This window comes from Pseudoalteromonas sp. 78C3 (genome assembly GCF_002836695.1).
Lineage (GTDB): Bacteria > Pseudomonadota > Gammaproteobacteria > Enterobacterales > Alteromonadaceae > Pseudoalteromonas > Pseudoalteromonas arctica.
Genome location: NZ_PJAV01000164.1, coordinates 21,010 through 36,923 on the forward strand (window position 1 = coordinate 21,010; position 15,914 = coordinate 36,923).

General features: G+C 39.7%; 15 protein-coding genes. 12 read left to right on the forward strand and 3 right to left on the reverse strand.

The genetic code is table 11. The features are described from left to right. Positions 1 to 62 precede the first annotated feature (62 nt). Entirely contained in the window at positions 63 to 1,184 is a 1,122-nt protein-coding gene (locus CXF76_RS14650) for an S-(hydroxymethyl)glutathione dehydrogenase/class III alcohol dehydrogenase (RefSeq protein WP_007375333.1), read from the reverse strand. 134 nt (positions 1,185 to 1,318) lie between these two features. Between CXF76_RS14650 and CXF76_RS14655 the strand changes: the two genes are divergently transcribed. From CXF76_RS14655 to hflX, 8 genes are all read left to right on the forward strand, one after another. Continuing rightward, positions 1,319 to 2,191 carry a LysR family transcriptional regulator gene (locus CXF76_RS14655; protein WP_197192344.1) on the forward strand — a complete coding sequence of 291 codons (873 nt, stop codon included), beginning with the start codon at positions 1,319 to 1,321 and terminating at the stop codon, positions 2,189 to 2,191. A 147-nt stretch (positions 2,192 to 2,338) separates the two neighbouring features. Further along, positions 2,339 to 3,556: a lipoprotein-releasing ABC transporter permease subunit gene (locus CXF76_RS14660; protein ID WP_024590127.1), complete on the forward strand. Its 1,218-nt coding sequence runs from the start codon at positions 2,339 to 2,341 to the stop codon at positions 3,554 to 3,556. Beyond that, positions 3,549 to 4,247 (forward strand): lipoprotein-releasing ABC transporter ATP-binding protein LolD, encoded by a 699-nt coding sequence (lolD, locus tag CXF76_RS14665; RefSeq protein WP_007375330.1) that lies wholly within the window; start codon positions 3,549 to 3,551, stop codon positions 4,245 to 4,247. The genes CXF76_RS14660 and lolD overlap by 8 nt, the downstream gene beginning before the upstream one ends. Continuing rightward, complete coding sequence (locus CXF76_RS14670) at positions 4,237 to 5,481, forward strand: lipoprotein-releasing ABC transporter permease subunit (protein WP_008134012.1); 1,245 nt, start codon at positions 4,237 to 4,239, stop codon at positions 5,479 to 5,481. Before lolD ends, CXF76_RS14670 begins: the two co-directional genes overlap by 11 nt. A 14-nt stretch (positions 5,482 to 5,495) precedes the next feature. After that, entirely contained in the window at positions 5,496 to 5,888 is a 393-nt protein-coding gene (locus tag CXF76_RS14675; protein WP_101164041.1) for a hypothetical protein, read from the forward strand. Positions 5,889 to 5,998: 110 nt separating this feature from the next. Continuing rightward, the gene (locus tag CXF76_RS14680) at positions 5,999 to 6,472 is read left to right on the forward strand and encodes a DUF1456 family protein (protein ID WP_101164042.1); all 474 of its coding nucleotides are present in this window, start codon (positions 5,999 to 6,001) and stop codon (positions 6,470 to 6,472) included. 381 nt (positions 6,473 to 6,853) lie between these two features. Further along, positions 6,854 to 8,206 (forward strand): NADP-specific glutamate dehydrogenase, encoded by a 1,353-nt coding sequence (gdhA, locus tag CXF76_RS14685; RefSeq protein ID WP_101164043.1) that lies wholly within the window; start codon positions 6,854 to 6,856, stop codon positions 8,204 to 8,206. 197 nt (positions 8,207 to 8,403) lie between these two features. Beyond that, a complete protein-coding gene (gene hflX / locus CXF76_RS14690) occupies positions 8,404 to 9,753 on the forward strand; it encodes a GTPase HflX (protein WP_024592374.1) in 1,350 nt (449 codons plus the stop codon). Positions 9,754 to 9,853: 100 nt separating this feature from the next. On the opposite strand, the gene CXF76_RS14695 is transcribed toward hflX, so the two are convergent. Together CXF76_RS14695 and CXF76_RS14700 are read right to left on the reverse strand one after the other, a co-directional pair. Further along, positions 9,854 to 11,587: an AMP-binding protein gene (locus tag CXF76_RS14695; protein ID WP_101164044.1), complete on the reverse strand. Its 1,734-nt coding sequence runs from the start codon at positions 11,585 to 11,587 to the stop codon at positions 9,854 to 9,856. Positions 11,588 to 11,772: 185 nt separating this feature from the next. Next, positions 11,773 to 12,219, reverse strand: a complete 447-nt coding sequence (locus CXF76_RS14700; RefSeq protein WP_002960715.1) for a DUF3010 family protein — start codon at positions 12,217 to 12,219, stop codon at positions 11,773 to 11,775. A 355-nt stretch (positions 12,220 to 12,574) separates the two neighbouring features. Between CXF76_RS14700 and thrS the strand changes: the two genes are divergently transcribed. From thrS to rplT, 4 genes are all read left to right on the forward strand, one after another. Continuing rightward, positions 12,575 to 14,485, forward strand: coding sequence for a threonine--tRNA ligase (thrS, locus tag CXF76_RS14705; RefSeq protein ID WP_101164045.1), 1,911 nt, complete (start codon positions 12,575 to 12,577; stop codon positions 14,483 to 14,485). Positions 14,486 to 14,544: 59 nt separating this feature from the next. After that, on the forward strand, positions 14,545 to 15,105 hold the full coding sequence (gene infC / locus CXF76_RS14710) for a translation initiation factor IF-3 (protein ID WP_002960714.1): 561 nt from the start codon (positions 14,545 to 14,547) through the stop codon (positions 15,103 to 15,105). Positions 15,106 to 15,317: 212 nt separating this feature from the next. Next, positions 15,318 to 15,518, forward strand: coding sequence for a 50S ribosomal protein L35 (gene rpmI, locus CXF76_RS14715; RefSeq protein WP_002960713.1), 201 nt, complete (start codon positions 15,318 to 15,320; stop codon positions 15,516 to 15,518). Positions 15,519 to 15,533: 15 nt separating this feature from the next. Beyond that, positions 15,534 to 15,893 carry a 50S ribosomal protein L20 gene (gene rplT, locus CXF76_RS14720; protein WP_002960711.1) on the forward strand — a complete coding sequence of 120 codons (360 nt, stop codon included), beginning with the start codon at positions 15,534 to 15,536 and terminating at the stop codon, positions 15,891 to 15,893. Positions 15,894 to 15,914: the final 21 nt, after the last annotated feature.

Here is a 15,914-nt window from a genome sequence, read left to right on the forward strand (position 1 = left end):
TAAAAGCCGTAAACTTAAAAGTATTACGGCTTATTAATAAGCTATTTTACGAATGCAGTTTATTAGTAATGAATGACTGTACGAATACTTTTGCCTTCGTGCATTAAGTCAAACGCTTCATTAATATCTTCAAGGCCCATTGTATGAGTAATAAAGTCGCTAAGAGCAAATTCACCCGCCATGTAACGCTCAACAATTTCAGGAAGTTGTGAACGGCCCTTAACACCACCAAATGCGCTACCACGCCATACACGCCCAGTTACCAGTTGAAACGGACGGGTTGATATTTCTTGGCCTGCACCCGCCACACCAATAATTACCGATTCTCCCCAACCTTTATGGCAACACTCAAGTGCTGAGCGCATAACGTCAACATTACCGATACATTCAAACGAGTAGTCAACGCCGCCGTCTGTCATTTCAACAATAACCTCTTGAATTGGCTTGTCGAAATCTTTTGGATTAATTAAATCAGTTGCACCTAGTTTTGTAGCTAAATCGAATTTAGTGGTGTTTATATCAACACCAATAATACGACCCGCACCAGCCATCTTTGCGCCAATAATCGCAGACAAACCAATACCGCCTAAGCCAAATATAGCAACCGTGTCGCCAGGCTTTACTTTAGCTGTGTTGGTAACTGCGCCCATGCCCGTTGTTACACCACAGCCTAGTAAGCAAATCTCTTCTAGTGATGCTTCTTTGTTTACCTTAGCGAGTGAAATTTCTGGCAATACAGTGTACTCAGAGAATGTTGATGTACCCATGTAGTGATAAATTGGTTGGCCATCTTTAAAAAAGCGTGTAGTGCCGTCTGGCATTAGGCCTTTACCTTGTGTTTCGCGCACGGCTGAACACAGGTTAGTTTTACCTGAAGTACACATTTTACATACGCCACATTCTGCAGTGTATAAAGGAATAACATGATCCCCAACTTCAACACTCGTTACGCCTTCGCCAACAGCATAGACAACACCAGCGCCTTCGTGACCTAAAATAGCAGGAAATATGCCTTCAGGATCTTGGCCCGATAATGTAAATGCATCGGTATGACACACACCTGTAGCGGTAATTTTTACCATGACTTCGCCTTTTTTAGGCATCATCACATCAACTTCTTCAACACTAAGTGGTTGATTAGGACCCCAAGCAATGGCAGCTTTTGATTTAATAAATTCAGACATGTGTTTTATTTCCTTTAACTGGCTATTAAAAAATAATTGTAGACCCAATTTGCTTGGGTGATGTGCTTATTGTATTTGTTTCTCAAATAATGATAATCTCAATTTTATTAAAACACTTTTACAGTATGGTAATAATGGCGCGTTGGAATGGAATAGATGAGTTTATAGCTGTTGGGGAGGAGGGCAGCTTTACTGCGGCTGCAAAAACTCTTGGACTTTCGGTTGCGCATATTAGCCGCCATGTTACAGCGCTTGAGCAACGTTTAAATACCCAGCTTTTAACCCGTACAACCCGTAAAGTGGTTTTAACCAAAGAAGGCGAAGTGTACTTACATCAAATAAAGCACTTACAACACGCTATGGACGAGGCAACTCAAGGTCTTGCCACGCACCAAACTACACCAAAGGGTAAAATTAAGCTCACAGCCCCTGTTATGTATGGGGAAACGTTCATTATGCCCATAGTCCATAATTTTATGAAGGATCATCCCGAGGTCGAAGTTGTTGCCACACTAAGTAACGAGCAAGAAAACTTATTAGAGGGCGGATTTGATTTAGCCATAAGGCTAGGACATTTAAAAGATTCGAGCTTAAAAGCGCGTAGGTTAAGTGCGCGGCGTTTTATTATGTGCGCGGCACCACAGTATTTAACGCGATTTGGTGAGCCGCATACTTTAGGCGAGCTAAACAGCCATGAATGTTTAATTGGGAATAGTAGCTACTGGCGCGTAAACGAAAATGGGCGCGATAAACACATTAAAATAGCGGGGCGGCTACAGTGTAATAGTGGTTGGGCGCTGGTGGATGGCGCAAAAAAGGGGCTCGGTATTGTACAGCTCCCAGACTATTACATTGAAAACGAAATTAACTCCGGGCAATTGGTGCCTATTTTAACACCCTATCAACCACAGCAAGAAGGGGTATGGGGCGTATATCCACCAAGGCAGTTTGTGGCTACTAATGTACGGGTATTGCTCGATTATTTAGTCAACGGGCTTAAAGCTTAACCGCGAGTTAATGGTTAAATACATATTGCTGTAAATATAGCCAAGTATCAGATTTTTAAATTATTTCTTACATTTTACGCCATACCCAAAGGCACTTTTTTCGTGCTACTATTGCTCAATACTTTTACGATAAGTGTTAAAAATAATATGTTTCAACCGGTTAGCTTATTTATAGGGCTTAGATATAGTCGCTCCTCTAAAGGAAATGCGTTTATATCGTTTATTTCGTTTTTTTCTATTGCCGGTATCGCTATTGGTTTAATGGCATTATTTACGGTAAGCAGTGTAATGAACGGGTTTGAAAATAGCCTGAAAACCAATATGCTTGGACTTATTCCGCATGTTGAAGTTAGCGCAGGTAAACACACTGCCACCCAAATGAACACCCTAAAAACCGACCTCGAACAATCTCCTTATGTTGATCATGTAAGCTTATATCGCCACGGCGAAGCTATTTTGCAAACGAATAAAGACTTGCACGGCGTTTTATTACAAGGCCTTTATAACGATAGTGGTTCTTTGTATAGAATTACCGATAAAATAGTGCAAGGCGATTGGAAAACTGTATTAAACAAAAATTACAACATTGCTATAAGCCGTTATTTGAGTCGTAAATTAGGCGTTAGCGTGGGTGATAAGCTTCGCGTTATTATGCCTAATGCTTCAACGTATACACCACTTGGGCGAGTACCCAGCCAGCGTTTATTTAAAGTTGCCGCAATATACGAAACCGGATCTGAGATAGATATGGCACTTGCGTTTACGAGTGGCGCTTCACTACAACGGGTGTTAAAGCTGGATAAAAACACTGCCCCAAATTTAAGTGTTTCATTGCACGAACCTTTCGAACTAGATGAATTTATTGAAGCAAGCCAGCGTATTTTACAAGATCATAATTATAGTGATTGGCGCAGTACCCAAGGTACTCTATTTGCAGCCGTTGCTATGGAAAAGCGCATTATGTCTATGTTGCTTGCCCTCATTGTATTGGTGGCTGTATTTAATATTGTATCGGCATTAACCATGATGGTAAGCGAAAAACAAGGTGAAGTAGCCATACTACAAACGTTAGGTTTAACACCTTCGCAAGTGCAAAAAGTGTTTATGGTGCAAGGCTTATATAACGGTGTAATTGGTACCGCAATAGGCGCATTTTTAGGTGTAATATTTAGTTTATATATAAATGAGCTACTTGCATTAGTGGGCTTAAACTTACTGGCGGGTATAGAGCTTCCGGTAAAATTTGATATTTTGAGTTTAGTAATAATAGCGTTTGCCAGTATTGCTATGAGCTTTTTAGCTACCTTATATCCTGCGCGTAAAGCCGCAAAAGTAAAACCAGCAGAGGTATTACGTTATGAATGATTTAGTAATTAGTTGTGAAAATTTAAGTAAGGTTTATCAAGATGGCAGCAACCAAGTTGAAGTATTAAAAGGCGTTGATTTAGCGCTTCAGCAAGGTGAAATGCTCGCTATTGTGGGGAGTTCTGGCTCTGGTAAAAGTACGCTTTTACACATACTTGGCACATTAGATACCGCAAGCTCAGGTAGCGCTAAAATTAAAAACCAAGAAGTTGCAAAACTTTCGCGAACAGAGCAAGCCGCATTTAGAAACCAAAATTTGGGCTTCATCTATCAATTTCATCACTTATTAATGGAGTTTAGCGCAGTTGAAAACGTGGCTATGCCATTATTAATTAAAGGCTTGAGTGCAAAAGAAGCCAAAGCTCAAGCGCTCGATATGCTCGAAAAAGTAGGCCTTGCACATCGCAGCTCGCATAAACCGTCTGCGCTTTCTGGTGGAGAGCGCCAACGCGTGGCTATTGCCCGCGCACTGGTTACAAAACCGGCGCTTGTGCTTGCTGATGAACCAACCGGTAATTTAGATAAACAAAATGCGATTAAAATTTACGATTTAATAAATGAGCTTAACCAAAGCTTAAACACGAGTTTTGTGGTAGTTACACACGATTTAGAACTTGCCGATAAGCTAGGCAAAATAGCTTATTTAGACGATGGAAAACTAGCTATTAAAGAGTCGCAGCATGTTGCTTAGTGCATTTTTAAGTAAACGTTTTAGAGCCTATTCAGGCCACAAAGATGAAAAAAACGGCTTTGTTAGTTTTATCGCTAAAGCGTCGACTATTGGTATTTTATTAGGTGTCGCGGTTTTAATTGTGGCGCTGTCGGTAATTAATGGTTTTGAGCAGCAACTAGTACATAGATTGCTAAGTGTTGTGCCGCAGGTTGAATATGTAGCACCAAGTAGACCCATCGCGAATTGGTCGCAAAAAGTTGAGGATTTACAAACACAACCGCATGTAACAGGGGCTGCGCCATTTATTGCAGTGAATGGGATGGCGCAATATAAAAGCCAGCTAAAAGCGATAGAAATTCGAGGTGTTGAGCCATCGCTCGAGAGTAATGTATCGGCGGTAAACCAGTTTACCAGTGGTAAATTAGTGAGTCAGTTAGGCCTTGACGATGTAATTTTAGGTAAGCAAATAGTAAAACAGTTAGATGCAAAAGTAGGCGACAACATTACGTTACTTATTCCGCAAATAGGCCAAAAAGGTCAGTCATTATTAGCGCCTAAACGCGTAACACTTAACCTTGCAGGTGTTATAGAAATGGGCGGCCCCATTGATAGTACAGCTGCGTTTATACATCTTAATAAAGCGCAGCAAACATTGGGTTACGATGAAACTCAAGTAACAGGGCTGCGGTTAAGTGTTGATGATGTGTTTTCGGCGCACCAAATAGCGCTAAAAGTGGGCCAAACTATTGACGACTACGTGTATGTTTCCAGTTGGTTTAGAACCCAAGGCAGCCTTTATCAAGATATTCAAATGGTACGTACCATTGTTTATATTGTGGTGTTTTTAATTATAGCGGTAGCCAGTTTTAATATTGTATCGTCCTTGGTGATGGAAGTACGCGAAAAACAAGGCAATATCGCGATTTTAAAAACCATGGGCGCGAAAGACAGTACTATTTTAGCCACCTTTGTAATGCAAGGCTTAATGCAAGCTTTTGTAGGCGTGGCACTAGGAACACTAATTGGCGTGGTATTAGCGCTTAATATAAGTGAGCTTTTTACGTGGATAAGCCAATTATTTGGAGCCAATCCACTTGAGGGCGTTTATTTTATAGAGTTTTTACCAAGTAAATTAGTACTCGAAGACATTGGTATTACAGTGATTGTTACGTTTGTGCTTGCGATACTTGCCACTATTTATCCTGCATGGCAAGCAACGCGCGTAGATCCTGCCAAGGTGCTTGGTAATTAGTAAAAGGGTTTAACATGCGAGCCAGTTACAGTGCAATGTACTTTGTTTATGTGCAATGGCTAAAAAAACGTTCAAAGTCAGCAAGTGGCGCAGATGGCGTTTTTGCCTTTTCGCTTATTTTATTATTAAATTGTATTATGCTAGCTGGGGTGTTTTTCCCGCATTTAATGGACACCATAACAAGTGTGTCTCGTGTGATAGTGTGCTTAATTGGCATTGTTTTATTGTTAGGGATTGCAATTTTGAATGGGCTTTATTTAGGAAGCGGTAGCAATTATATCAATAATGTAAAACGCGCCTTTAGGGCTAATTCTAAAAAACGCTACTTTGTAGCAATGATAATTTGGTTATTTGGTTCTATTATTTTGGTATTTCCTTTATTAGCACTAAGGTTTGTTTATCCTTAGCGTTAACAGTAATAAACAATAGGGCACTATAACGAAACCTGTTAAACTAGGCGCTTATTTAAAATTAAGCAATAACTGCTTAGTTGCTATACCTCACTTTGGGATTTACTTTGACTAATAACGATATTTTACGCCGCATTCGCTACACTTTTAACTTAACTGATACTGCTATGGTCAATGTTTTTGCATCAGCAGAGCATAAGGTCACCAAAGAGCAAGTAATTGCATGGTTAACTAAAGAAGGTGAAGAGGCTTTTACCCCAATAAGTGATACTGAGTTTGCTAGCTTTTTAAATGGGTTTATTAATACCCAACGTGGCAAACGCGAAGGTGAGCAACCAGAGCCAGAGAAAAAGCTAAACAACAATATTATCTTTATGAAGCTACGTATTGCTTTAAATATGAAAGCAGAAGATGTTATAGAAACACTTGCACTTGTTGATTTTGATTTAAGTAAACATGAGTTAAGCGCATTTTCTCGTAAAGTAGATAACAAACATTACCGTGTTTGTAACGATCAAATATTACGTTTGTTTTTAACCGGCGTACAAAAGCAGCACCGTCCAGAAGAGTCTGCTGAGTAACTGGTTTTAGCTAATTAGCTAATTAGCTTTTAGTTAGTGGGTTTTTTGCGAGCGCAATGCAGTATAAAACCCATTAATTGTTATATTTTTAAACAAACCCACACCTAACCTAATACTTCTAAAATTCCCTTTTGAAAATATAAAAACTCACTTGGCACTGTTTAAATTTTAAATCTGTGAATTTAAATTCATCTTTAATAAATAAAAATCAAACTTCTAATCAAAAATAATTCACGTAGCTCGCGTTAAACATCTCAATTTTTCATGCTAAGGTAATAGTTAATTATATTAAATTAAGACTTTAAAGCATGAATCATAAACTTGATCACGTTTACTTTAACATCTGATAAATACTTTTATTATTAACACGGAAGAATAATTATGAATTATATCCATAGCACAATCGCACAATTAAAAAATAGTAGTCCTGCACAATGCGAGTTTTATCAAGCTGTTGAAGAAGTACTTGAATCACTCGAACCTATCTTAGAAAACTCAGAAAAATACAAAAAAAATGCCATTATACAACGCTTAGTTGAGCCCGAACGCCAAATTATGTTTAGAGTTCCCTGGGTTGATGACGAAGGCAATATTCAGGTAAATAAAGGCTACAGAATTGAGTTTAACTCTGCACTTGGCCCCTATAAAGGTGGCTTACGTTTTCACCCAAGTGTGAATGCCAGCATAATTAAATTTTTAGGGTTTGAGCAAATATTTAAAAATGCTTTAACAGGTTTACCGATCGGTGGTGGTAAAGGCGGGGCAAACTTTGATCCTAAAGGGCGCTCAGATGCTGAAATAATGCGTTTTTGCCAATCATTTATGAGCGAGCTCTATCGCCATATTGGCCCTACAACCGACGTACCCGCTGGAGACATTGGAGTAGGGGCAAGAGAAATAGGTTACTTGTTTGGTCAATATAAGCGTTTGACTGGGCGCTATGAAGGTGTTTTAACAGGTAAAAGCTTATTGTGGGGTGGATCGCTTGTACGAAAAGAAGCCACGGGATACGGCGCTGTTTATTTTGCTGACTACATGCTGCAAGCGCGCGGCGATAGCCTACAAGGTAAGCGCTGCTTGGTCTCGGGCGCAGGTAATGTTGCTATTTATGCCATGGAAAAGCTTTATCAAATGGGGGCAACACCAGTAAGTTGCAGCGACTCTCGTGGCACTGTGTATCATGAATCAGGTATAGATTTAAATCTTATTAAATGTTTGAAAGAGCAATCGCGTGATTGCTTGAGCGTATATAAACAAACTCACCCCGATGCTATTTATATTCCTGTAAATGACTACCCTAAAGATGGGCACGCTGTTTGGCGCTTTAATGCTGCCGCTGCTTTTCCGTGCGCCACACAAAATGAATTAACACAGGCAGACGCTAACGCATTATTATCCGGCGGTTGTTTATTAGTAAGTGAAGGCGCAAACATGCCTTCAACAAAAGAGGCTATTGATTGCTTTATTGCTGCAAAAATTGCGTATGGACCAGGTAAAGCGGCCAATGCCGGCGGCGTTGCAACAAGCCAATTAGAAATGGCACAAAATGCGAGTATGCAAAGTTGGACCTTTGAAGAAGTTGATGAAAAGCTAAAACAAATTATGAAAAATATATTTGTTACCGCCAACGATACCGCTACAGAATTTGGTGAGCCTGGAAACCTTTTATTAGGCGCTAACATTGCAGGCTTTAGGCGCGTTGCAGATGCAATGATTGAGCAGGGTGTCGTTTAATATTAAAGCTGAACAATAAGGCTTAATATAATGTGATTTTAAAACTAGCCATAAAATTGAGTATATTATGGTTAGTTTTAAATATTAACGCCATTAGTGAACTATAACCCTATAAAGCTGGGCTATAACAGCGTAGGATCAAGTTACTTTCGAATGAAAATTAGGTTTGCACTTTAGGTGCATTAAGACAAAAAATTATGCAACTAACTGCAAAACCATCACTTCCTAATGCGTTACTTATTTCTATTAGTACACCACAATTTAAAGGTGACGAAGCAACAGAGTCGCTAGCAGAGCTTGCTCGTTTGGTAACTACGTTAGGCTTTAAAGTAGTAGGTACACAATCGCAAAAGCAAAGTTCTACCCAAAAAGTTAATGTACTGGGCTCAGGAAAACTAGCTGAAATAGCACACCTTACCGGCAATAAAGGGATGGTTGAAAACGAGCAAGAAGATGATTTACTTGATGAAGACCCTTTAACCGAAATATCCTCAGAAATTCCATCAGACGAACTTGATTTTGCATGTGCTGATGTAGTGGTATTTGACTGTGATTTAACGCCTTCTCAACTACGTAATGTTGAGAACCAGCTGGGTGTAGAAGTATTTGATCGCACCGGTATTATCATTGAAATATTTAGCCGTCATGCGCGTACTAAAACTGCAAAATTACAAGTTGAAATTGCTCGCCTTAATTATGTAGCGCCACGGCTGCGTGAAACATCAACAGGTGATAAAGAACGCCAAATGGGTAAAGGTGCGGGTGAAACCACACTTGAGCTAAATCGCCGTAAGGTGCGCGATCAATTAGCAGAATTAAAGCGTGAGCTTGTTAGTGTTCAAGATGTAATGATGGACAGACGTACGCAACGCTCTGAGCTATTCTCAGTGGCTTTAATTGGTTATACCAATGCGGGCAAGTCATCAATGATGCGCGCAATTACAGGTAGTGATGTAGAAGGCGAAAATAAACTCTTTGCAACGCTAGATACGACTGTTCGCGCGCTGTATCCGATTACGCAGCCACGTATATTGGTTTCAGATACGGTTGGTTTTATTAAAAAATTACCTCATGATTTGGTGGCTTCATTTCATTCAACGCTCGCTGAGGCACATGATGCGTCGTTATTGTTGTATGTTGTAGATGCTTCAGATCCTTCTTTTCGCTCACAACTTGAAGTCGTACATAAAGTACTGGCAGAAGTTGGGGTGGAAGGCAGCAAAAAATTATTAGTACTGAATAAGTCAGACCAATTAAGTACTGAGCAGCAGCAGTCGCTAATGGATGAATTTCCTGATGCGATGATGACCTCTACGCGTAATCCAGATGATATTAGTAAATTGCACAAATACATTATTGGCATTGCTCAAGAGGACATGATTGAAGAAGAGATTGTTATACCGTACACAGCCAAAGGTATCGTGGGCGAAATCCGATCGAGTATGAGTGTTGTTAAAGAAGAATATGAATACAGCCACATTAAATTAACAGTGCGCTCGAGTGCGATTGATTTAGAACGTTTAAAAAAGAGAATGTTAGATTTATAATAAATTTAGTATACAAAAAGCACAGCCAATTGGCTGTGCTTTTTAATCGTTACTTGAGGTAGATTTATTATTCAGAGTTCAGATTTTTTGTAGAGAAAAATTAGGAGAAGGCTTTGTCGCTTAGCTCTTCTTGCATTTGCTCACGCATTTTAAATTTTTGCAGTTTACCTGTTACTGTCATTGGGTAGTTTTCTACAAAACGGATATGTCGTGGCATTTTAAAATAGGCTAGTTTGTCTTTTAAAAACTCACGAATTGCTTGCTCATCAAGCACAGCGTCTTCTTTTGGTTGGATCCAAGCGCACACTTCCTCGCCATACCTTTCATCTGTTATACCAAATATGGCAGCATCTTGAATGCCCGGGTAGGTGTAAAGCACTTCTTCTATTTCTCGAGGGTAAATGTTTTCGCCGCCGCGAATAATCATATCTTTAATGCGGCCAACAATAGTGACAAACCCTTCTGTATCCATGACACCTAAATCGCCAGAGTGTAGCCAACCACTTTCATCTATTGTGGCTTTTGTTTTAACATCGTCATTCCAATAGCAGCGCATTATGCCTGCACCTTTACTACACACTTCGCCAGGTTGACCAATTTTTTGAATGTTACCCAGCTCGTCAATTATTTTAACCTCGGTATGGGCAAGTGCGCGGCCAACCGTTGTTACTTGCCGCTCTATTGAAGAGTCTGTTTCGGTAATGTTGTTTATGGGGCTGCACTCCGTTTGCCCGTAAGCAATCAGTACTTGATGCATGTTCATTTGTGTTTGTACTTTGCGCATTACTTGCTCTGGGCATGTAGAGCCTGCCATTACACCCGTGCGTAAAGTACTTAAGTCATAATCGTTAAAATTACTTAGCTCAAGCTCACTAATAAACATAGTAGGTACACCGTGCAGCGCTGTACATCCTTCTTGTTGAACTACATCTAGTGTGGTTTTTGCGTCGAACGAATCACCTGGGTAAATGGCTGCTGCACCTTTACTAACACACAATAAGCTACCCAATACCATTGCAAAGCAATGATATAACGGGATAGGGATACATAACTTGTCATCGCTCGTAAAGTGCATAGATTCGGCGACGAATAGCGCATTATTTAAAATGTTTTTATGAGTGAGCGTTGCGCCTTTTGGGTTGCCTGTTGTGCCTGATGTAAATTGTATATTGATGTCTTGCTCAGCATTTAAGTTTGCACCTATTGCTTTTAATTCAAGCTCATGTGCTGATGTTGGCAAGTTAATAACATCATTAAAAGAGTACATACCAGGAGATGCTTCATCGCCAATGCGGATTATATTTTTAAGAGTGGGCAGTGCTTTTAAATTAAGTGTGTCTTTATCGCAAGTTGCAAGTTCTGGAGCCAAACCATTGAGCATTTCTAAATAATCACTGCCTTTAAAGTTTGATGCTGTGATTAGAGTAGAGCATTCAACACTATTTAAGGCATATTGTAATTCGTTAGGGCGATACGCAGGGTTGATACAAACCATTATTGCACCAATTTTTGCCGTTGCAAATTGGGTTAAGCACCACTCAATATTATTAGGAGACCAAATACCAACACGCTCGCCTGGTTTCACGCCAAGTGCCAGCAACCCCATAGCAAGTTGATTAACTTCTTTTTGAAATTCTTTATACGTTAAGCGAATACCTTGGTGATGAACTACAACAGCTAACGCCTCTGGATTTTTGTCGACAATAAAGTCAAAGTACTCCCCGATAGTCGAATTTGTTAAAGGTGTGCTTTGTATACCTTTAAAATAGCTTTGCGATAACGGTAAGTGATTTATTTGCTCTACTTCTTTTACCGGGGTAGTGTGTGTGTGCATTGCTCTCTCCATGAAAATGTGTGTGAGTTATGTAAACTACAAAGTTAAAATAAACACATATTGTCGACAAAGAGAAGTGCAGTTAGACTAATGTATTATTAGATTAATAAAAGCTAATACTACTTTTTAGACACAAAAAAACGCGTCTTACAATGTAAGTACGCGTTTTTAAACGAGTAATGAGTTTACATTTCGTCGCTTCGGTATGTTTTTTTCATGATGTAAACGTAAGCGTTTACAAAAGCATTTTCTTGGTACTTTTTAAGGCCTGTTTCTTCAAAATCAATAGGGATGGGGTTGCGTTTTAACTGCTCTTTAACTTCAGTTGTAGTAAATAAACGTACATCTAAGTTGTCGATTAATTGAATTGCAGTTTCCATTTTAAAGCCTTTTGCACTACCAGCAAATTTACCTTTAGGCTGACGCTCACGAATTGCAACAGAATCAATTTGGTAATCTTGCATTAGTTTTGCAAAATCGAATTGAAATTTACGCATTACTTCAGTGTCGTTACCGTTACCTAAGGTAAAGCGTGTTTGGCGCACATCGCGAATATCAAATACGTCATTATCTTTACTTAAAATACAAAGTAGTACATCACTACCGGTAATTTCTACACCACATGTTCTCATGTCTATTCTCTAAAATAACTTAATTACGCAGTATTATACGCAACACACATTAAAATGCGAGTGTAGGTATAGTTGTAGGGGCGTAATTAGTGCGTTGATGCTTTTATATTTTAATGAAATGATTTTTTTTGCTATAAAAGTTACATTTTGTGCTCAAAACGGGTGGATTTCACCCCTTAAAACTTGTAATTAAATGCGCAGCACGCGACAATATATCTTTGTAGTTGAATAGACTCTGCATCTACATTTATTAGTCAATGCTTATTCGTAAAAGCGTTGTCGAGTCATTCTCATTTAATTTATTAAAAATACACGTGATACATTGTAGGTGTCACCACTGTAGCAAGGATTTATAATGCCAGTTATTACTCTTCCAGACGGAAGTCAACGTAGTTTTGAAAACCCTGTAAGCACGCTTGATGTTGCAAACGATATTGGCCCTGGTTTAGCTAAAGCGACCATTGCGGGTCGTGTTAATGGCGACCGTGTTGATGCATGTGATAAAATTTGTGAAGACTCTCGCCTTGAGATCATTACCGCTAAAGACGATGACGGCCTTGAAATCATTCGTCACTCTTGTGCTCACTTAATTGGTCATGCAGTTAAGCAACTTTTCCCAGACGCAAAAATGGCAATTGGTCCTACCATTGATAACGGTTTTTACTACGATATCGATATGGAACATTCATTATCACAAGATGATCTTGAAGCAATTGAAAAGCGTATGTTGCAACTTGCAAAAACCAACTACGACGTAGTGAAAAAAACAGTAAGCTGGCAAGAAGCACGCGATACATTTGAAGCGCGTGGCGAAACATACAAAATAGAAATTCTGGACGAAAACATCGCTAAAGATGACCGCCCAGGGTTATATCATCACGAAGAATATGTAGACATGTGTCGTGGACCTCACGTTCCCAACATGAAATTTTGCCAAAACTTCAAAATAATGAAAGTTGCGGGTGCATATTGGCGTGGTGATTCAGAAAACAAAATGCTACAACGCATTTACGGCACAGCGTGGGGCGATAAAAAGCAACTTAAAGCGTATTTAAAACGCCTTGAAGAAGCTGAAAAACGCGATCACCGCCGTATTGGTAAAGCGCTTGATTTATGGCATTGGCAAGAAGAAGCGCCAGGCATGGTATTTTGGCACAACGATGGTTGGAGCATTTACCGCGAGCTTGAAGAATTTGTACGTGAAAAGTTACGCGAATATGAGTACGAAGAAGTAAAAGGTCCAATGATGATGGACCGTTCACTTTGGGAAAAATCAGGTCACTGGGAAAAATATTCAGAAGCAATGTTTACCACTGAGTCTGAAAAGCGTGAATACGCGATTAAACCAATGAACTGCCCAGGACACGTGCAGATCTTTAACCAGGGTTTAAAATCGTACCGTGATTTACCACTTCGTATGGCTGAATTTGGTTGTTGTCATCGTAATGAACCATCAGGTGCACTACACGGTTTAATGCGTGTACGTGGCTTTACACAAGATGATGCTCACATTTTCTGTACCGAAGAGCAGATAATGGACGAAGTTTCAGCGTGTATTAAGATGGTTTATGATACATATGAAACATTCGGATTTGAGAAGATTGTAGTTAAGCTATCTACTCGCCCAGAACAACGCATTGGTGAAGACCATATGTGGGATAAAGCAGAGCTTGCTTTAGCCGAAGCACTTAAGCTAAACGATATTGAATTTGATTATCTTCCGGGTGAAGGCGCGTTTTATGGTCCGAAGATTGAATTTACTTTATACGATTGTTTAGACAGAGCGTGGCAGTGTGGTACAGTGCAATTAGACTTTGCATTACCGGGTCGTTTAGGCGCTACTTATGTAGCAGAAAATAACGAACGCCGTACACCTGTAATGATACATCGTGCTATTTTAGGTTCTATTGAACGCTTTATTGGCATTTTAACTGAAGAGTACGCTGGTTTATTCCCGACGTGGCTTGCGCCAAAGCAAGTGGTAATTATGAATATTACCGATAAACAGGCTCCTTATGTTAAAGAAGTTGTACAAAAATTAAATAAACTTGGAATTAGAGCCGCTGCTGACTTGAGAAATGAGAAGATTGGCTTTAAAATCCGTGAGCATACACTGAAGCGTATTCCATACTTGCTTGTTGTTGGCGATAAAGAAGTTGAACAACAAGAAGTAGCAGTGCGTACTCGCACAGGTGAAGACCTAGGCAAATTTAATGTCGATGATTTTGTAGCTAAAATTAGCGAAGAAATTAAAAATCGACAGTAAAAATCGAGCGTGTAAGGCATTAACAAACAGCCAATTACACGCTTATATTATTGATATTCTTGGAGGAACGTACTATTAGAGGCGGCAAGAAAGGGCAACAAACAGCTCAAAAAAATCGTATTAACGAAGAAATTACAGCGCAAGAAGTTCGTTTAATTGACATTGAAGGCGAACAAGCTGGAATTCAGTCATTACAAGACGCGCAAACTATGGCCGATGCAGCGGGTGTTGATCTTGTTGAGATCAGTCCAAACGCTGAGCCGCCTGTTTGTAGAATCATGGATTACGGTAAGTTCATCTTTGAAAAAAGCAAAGAACTAAAAGAGCAGAAGAAGAAGCAAAAGCAAATCCAGATAAAAGAAATCAAATTCCGTCCTGGTACGGATGAAGGTGATTATCAGGTTAAGCTTCGCAACTTACGTAAGTTCTTAGAAGCTGGCGATAAAGCTAAGATTACTATCCGCTTCCGTGGTCGTGAAATGGCTCACCAAGAAATTGGTATAGAATTATTAAACCGTATCAAAGCCGATTTAGAAGAACTTGCAGTAGTTGAGTCTTTCCCAAATCGTGTTGAAGGTCGCCAAATGGTTATGATGATGGCGCCTGTTGCTAAAAAATAATTTTTAAGCGATAATACGCACCGAAATTAGCTCAGGTCTGCAAGTAATATGCGAATATTCACCTGAGTTAACCGGTATTAAAGTAAGATTGCGGCATTTATGCTGGGTCTTCACCGGAACATGGCAGTAAGTTAGGCCTAAAAGTGGAGCTATAGAAATATATCTCACGCCTGCTTACTAATTTAAAAGCAATACAATTTGGAGTTATTGCAATGGCTTATAAGCTAAAAAGTCACAGTGGCGCTGCTAAGCGTTTCAAAAAGACTGCTTCTGGCGGTTTCAAGCGTAAACAAGCGCATCTTCGTCATATTCTGACTAAGAAAACTTCTAAGCGTAAGTTACACCTACGTCCTAAGATGATGGTTCATAAAAATGACCATGGTCTAGTTTCACGTATGTTACCGTTCGCTTAATAGGGGTTTTTAGAAATGGCAAGAGTTAAACGCGGCGTTGTCGCACGTGCACGTCACAAAAAAGTTTTAAAACAAGCAAAAGGTTACTACGGAGCACGTTCACGTGTTTACCGCGTAGCTTTCCAGGCTGTTACTAAAGCGGGTCAATACGCTTACCGTGACCGTCGTGCGAAGAAACGTACTTTCCGTCAATTATGGATTGCACGTATCAATGCTGCTTCACGTCAAAATGGTCTGTCTTACAGCCGTTTTATCAATGGTCTTAAAAAGACATCTGTAGAAATCGATCGTAAGATCCTTGCAGATATCGCTGTTTATGACCAAGTTGCATTCGCAGCGCTTGTAGAAAAAGCAAAAGAAGGCCTAGCCGCTTAAGCTTTTTCATATAAGTATTAA

Excerpts from the sequence above, each read along its gene's own strand:
- CXF76_RS14650 (WP_007375333.1), bottom strand. The coding sequence starts at position 1,184 with ATGTCTGAATTTATTAAATCAAAAGCTGCCATTGCTTGGGGTCCTAAT.
- CXF76_RS14655 (WP_197192344.1), top strand. The coding sequence starts at position 1,319 with ATGGCGCGTTGGAATGGAATAGATGAGTTTATAGCTGTTGGGGAGGAG.
- CXF76_RS14660 (WP_024590127.1), top strand. The coding sequence starts at position 2,339 with ATGTTTCAACCGGTTAGCTTATTTATAGGGCTTAGATATAGTCGCTCC.
- lolD (WP_007375330.1), top strand. The coding sequence starts at position 3,549 with ATGAATGATTTAGTAATTAGTTGTGAAAATTTAAGTAAGGTTTATCAA.
- CXF76_RS14670 (WP_008134012.1), top strand. The coding sequence starts at position 4,237 with ATGTTGCTTAGTGCATTTTTAAGTAAACGTTTTAGAGCCTATTCAGGC.
- CXF76_RS14675 (WP_101164041.1), top strand. The coding sequence starts at position 5,496 with ATGCGAGCCAGTTACAGTGCAATGTACTTTGTTTATGTGCAATGGCTA.
- gdhA (WP_101164043.1), top strand. The coding sequence starts at position 6,854 with ATGAATTATATCCATAGCACAATCGCACAATTAAAAAATAGTAGTCCT.
- hflX (WP_024592374.1), top strand. The coding sequence starts at position 8,404 with ATGCAACTAACTGCAAAACCATCACTTCCTAATGCGTTACTTATTTCT.
- CXF76_RS14695 (WP_101164044.1), bottom strand. The coding sequence starts at position 11,587 with ATGCACACACACACTACCCCGGTAAAAGAAGTAGAGCAAATAAATCAC.
- CXF76_RS14700 (WP_002960715.1), bottom strand. The coding sequence starts at position 12,219 with ATGAGAACATGTGGTGTAGAAATTACCGGTAGTGATGTACTACTTTGT.
- thrS (WP_101164045.1), top strand. The coding sequence starts at position 12,575 with ATGCCAGTTATTACTCTTCCAGACGGAAGTCAACGTAGTTTTGAAAAC.
- rpmI (WP_002960713.1), top strand. The coding sequence starts at position 15,318 with ATGGCTTATAAGCTAAAAAGTCACAGTGGCGCTGCTAAGCGTTTCAAA.
- rplT (WP_002960711.1), top strand. The coding sequence starts at position 15,534 with ATGGCAAGAGTTAAACGCGGCGTTGTCGCACGTGCACGTCACAAAAAA.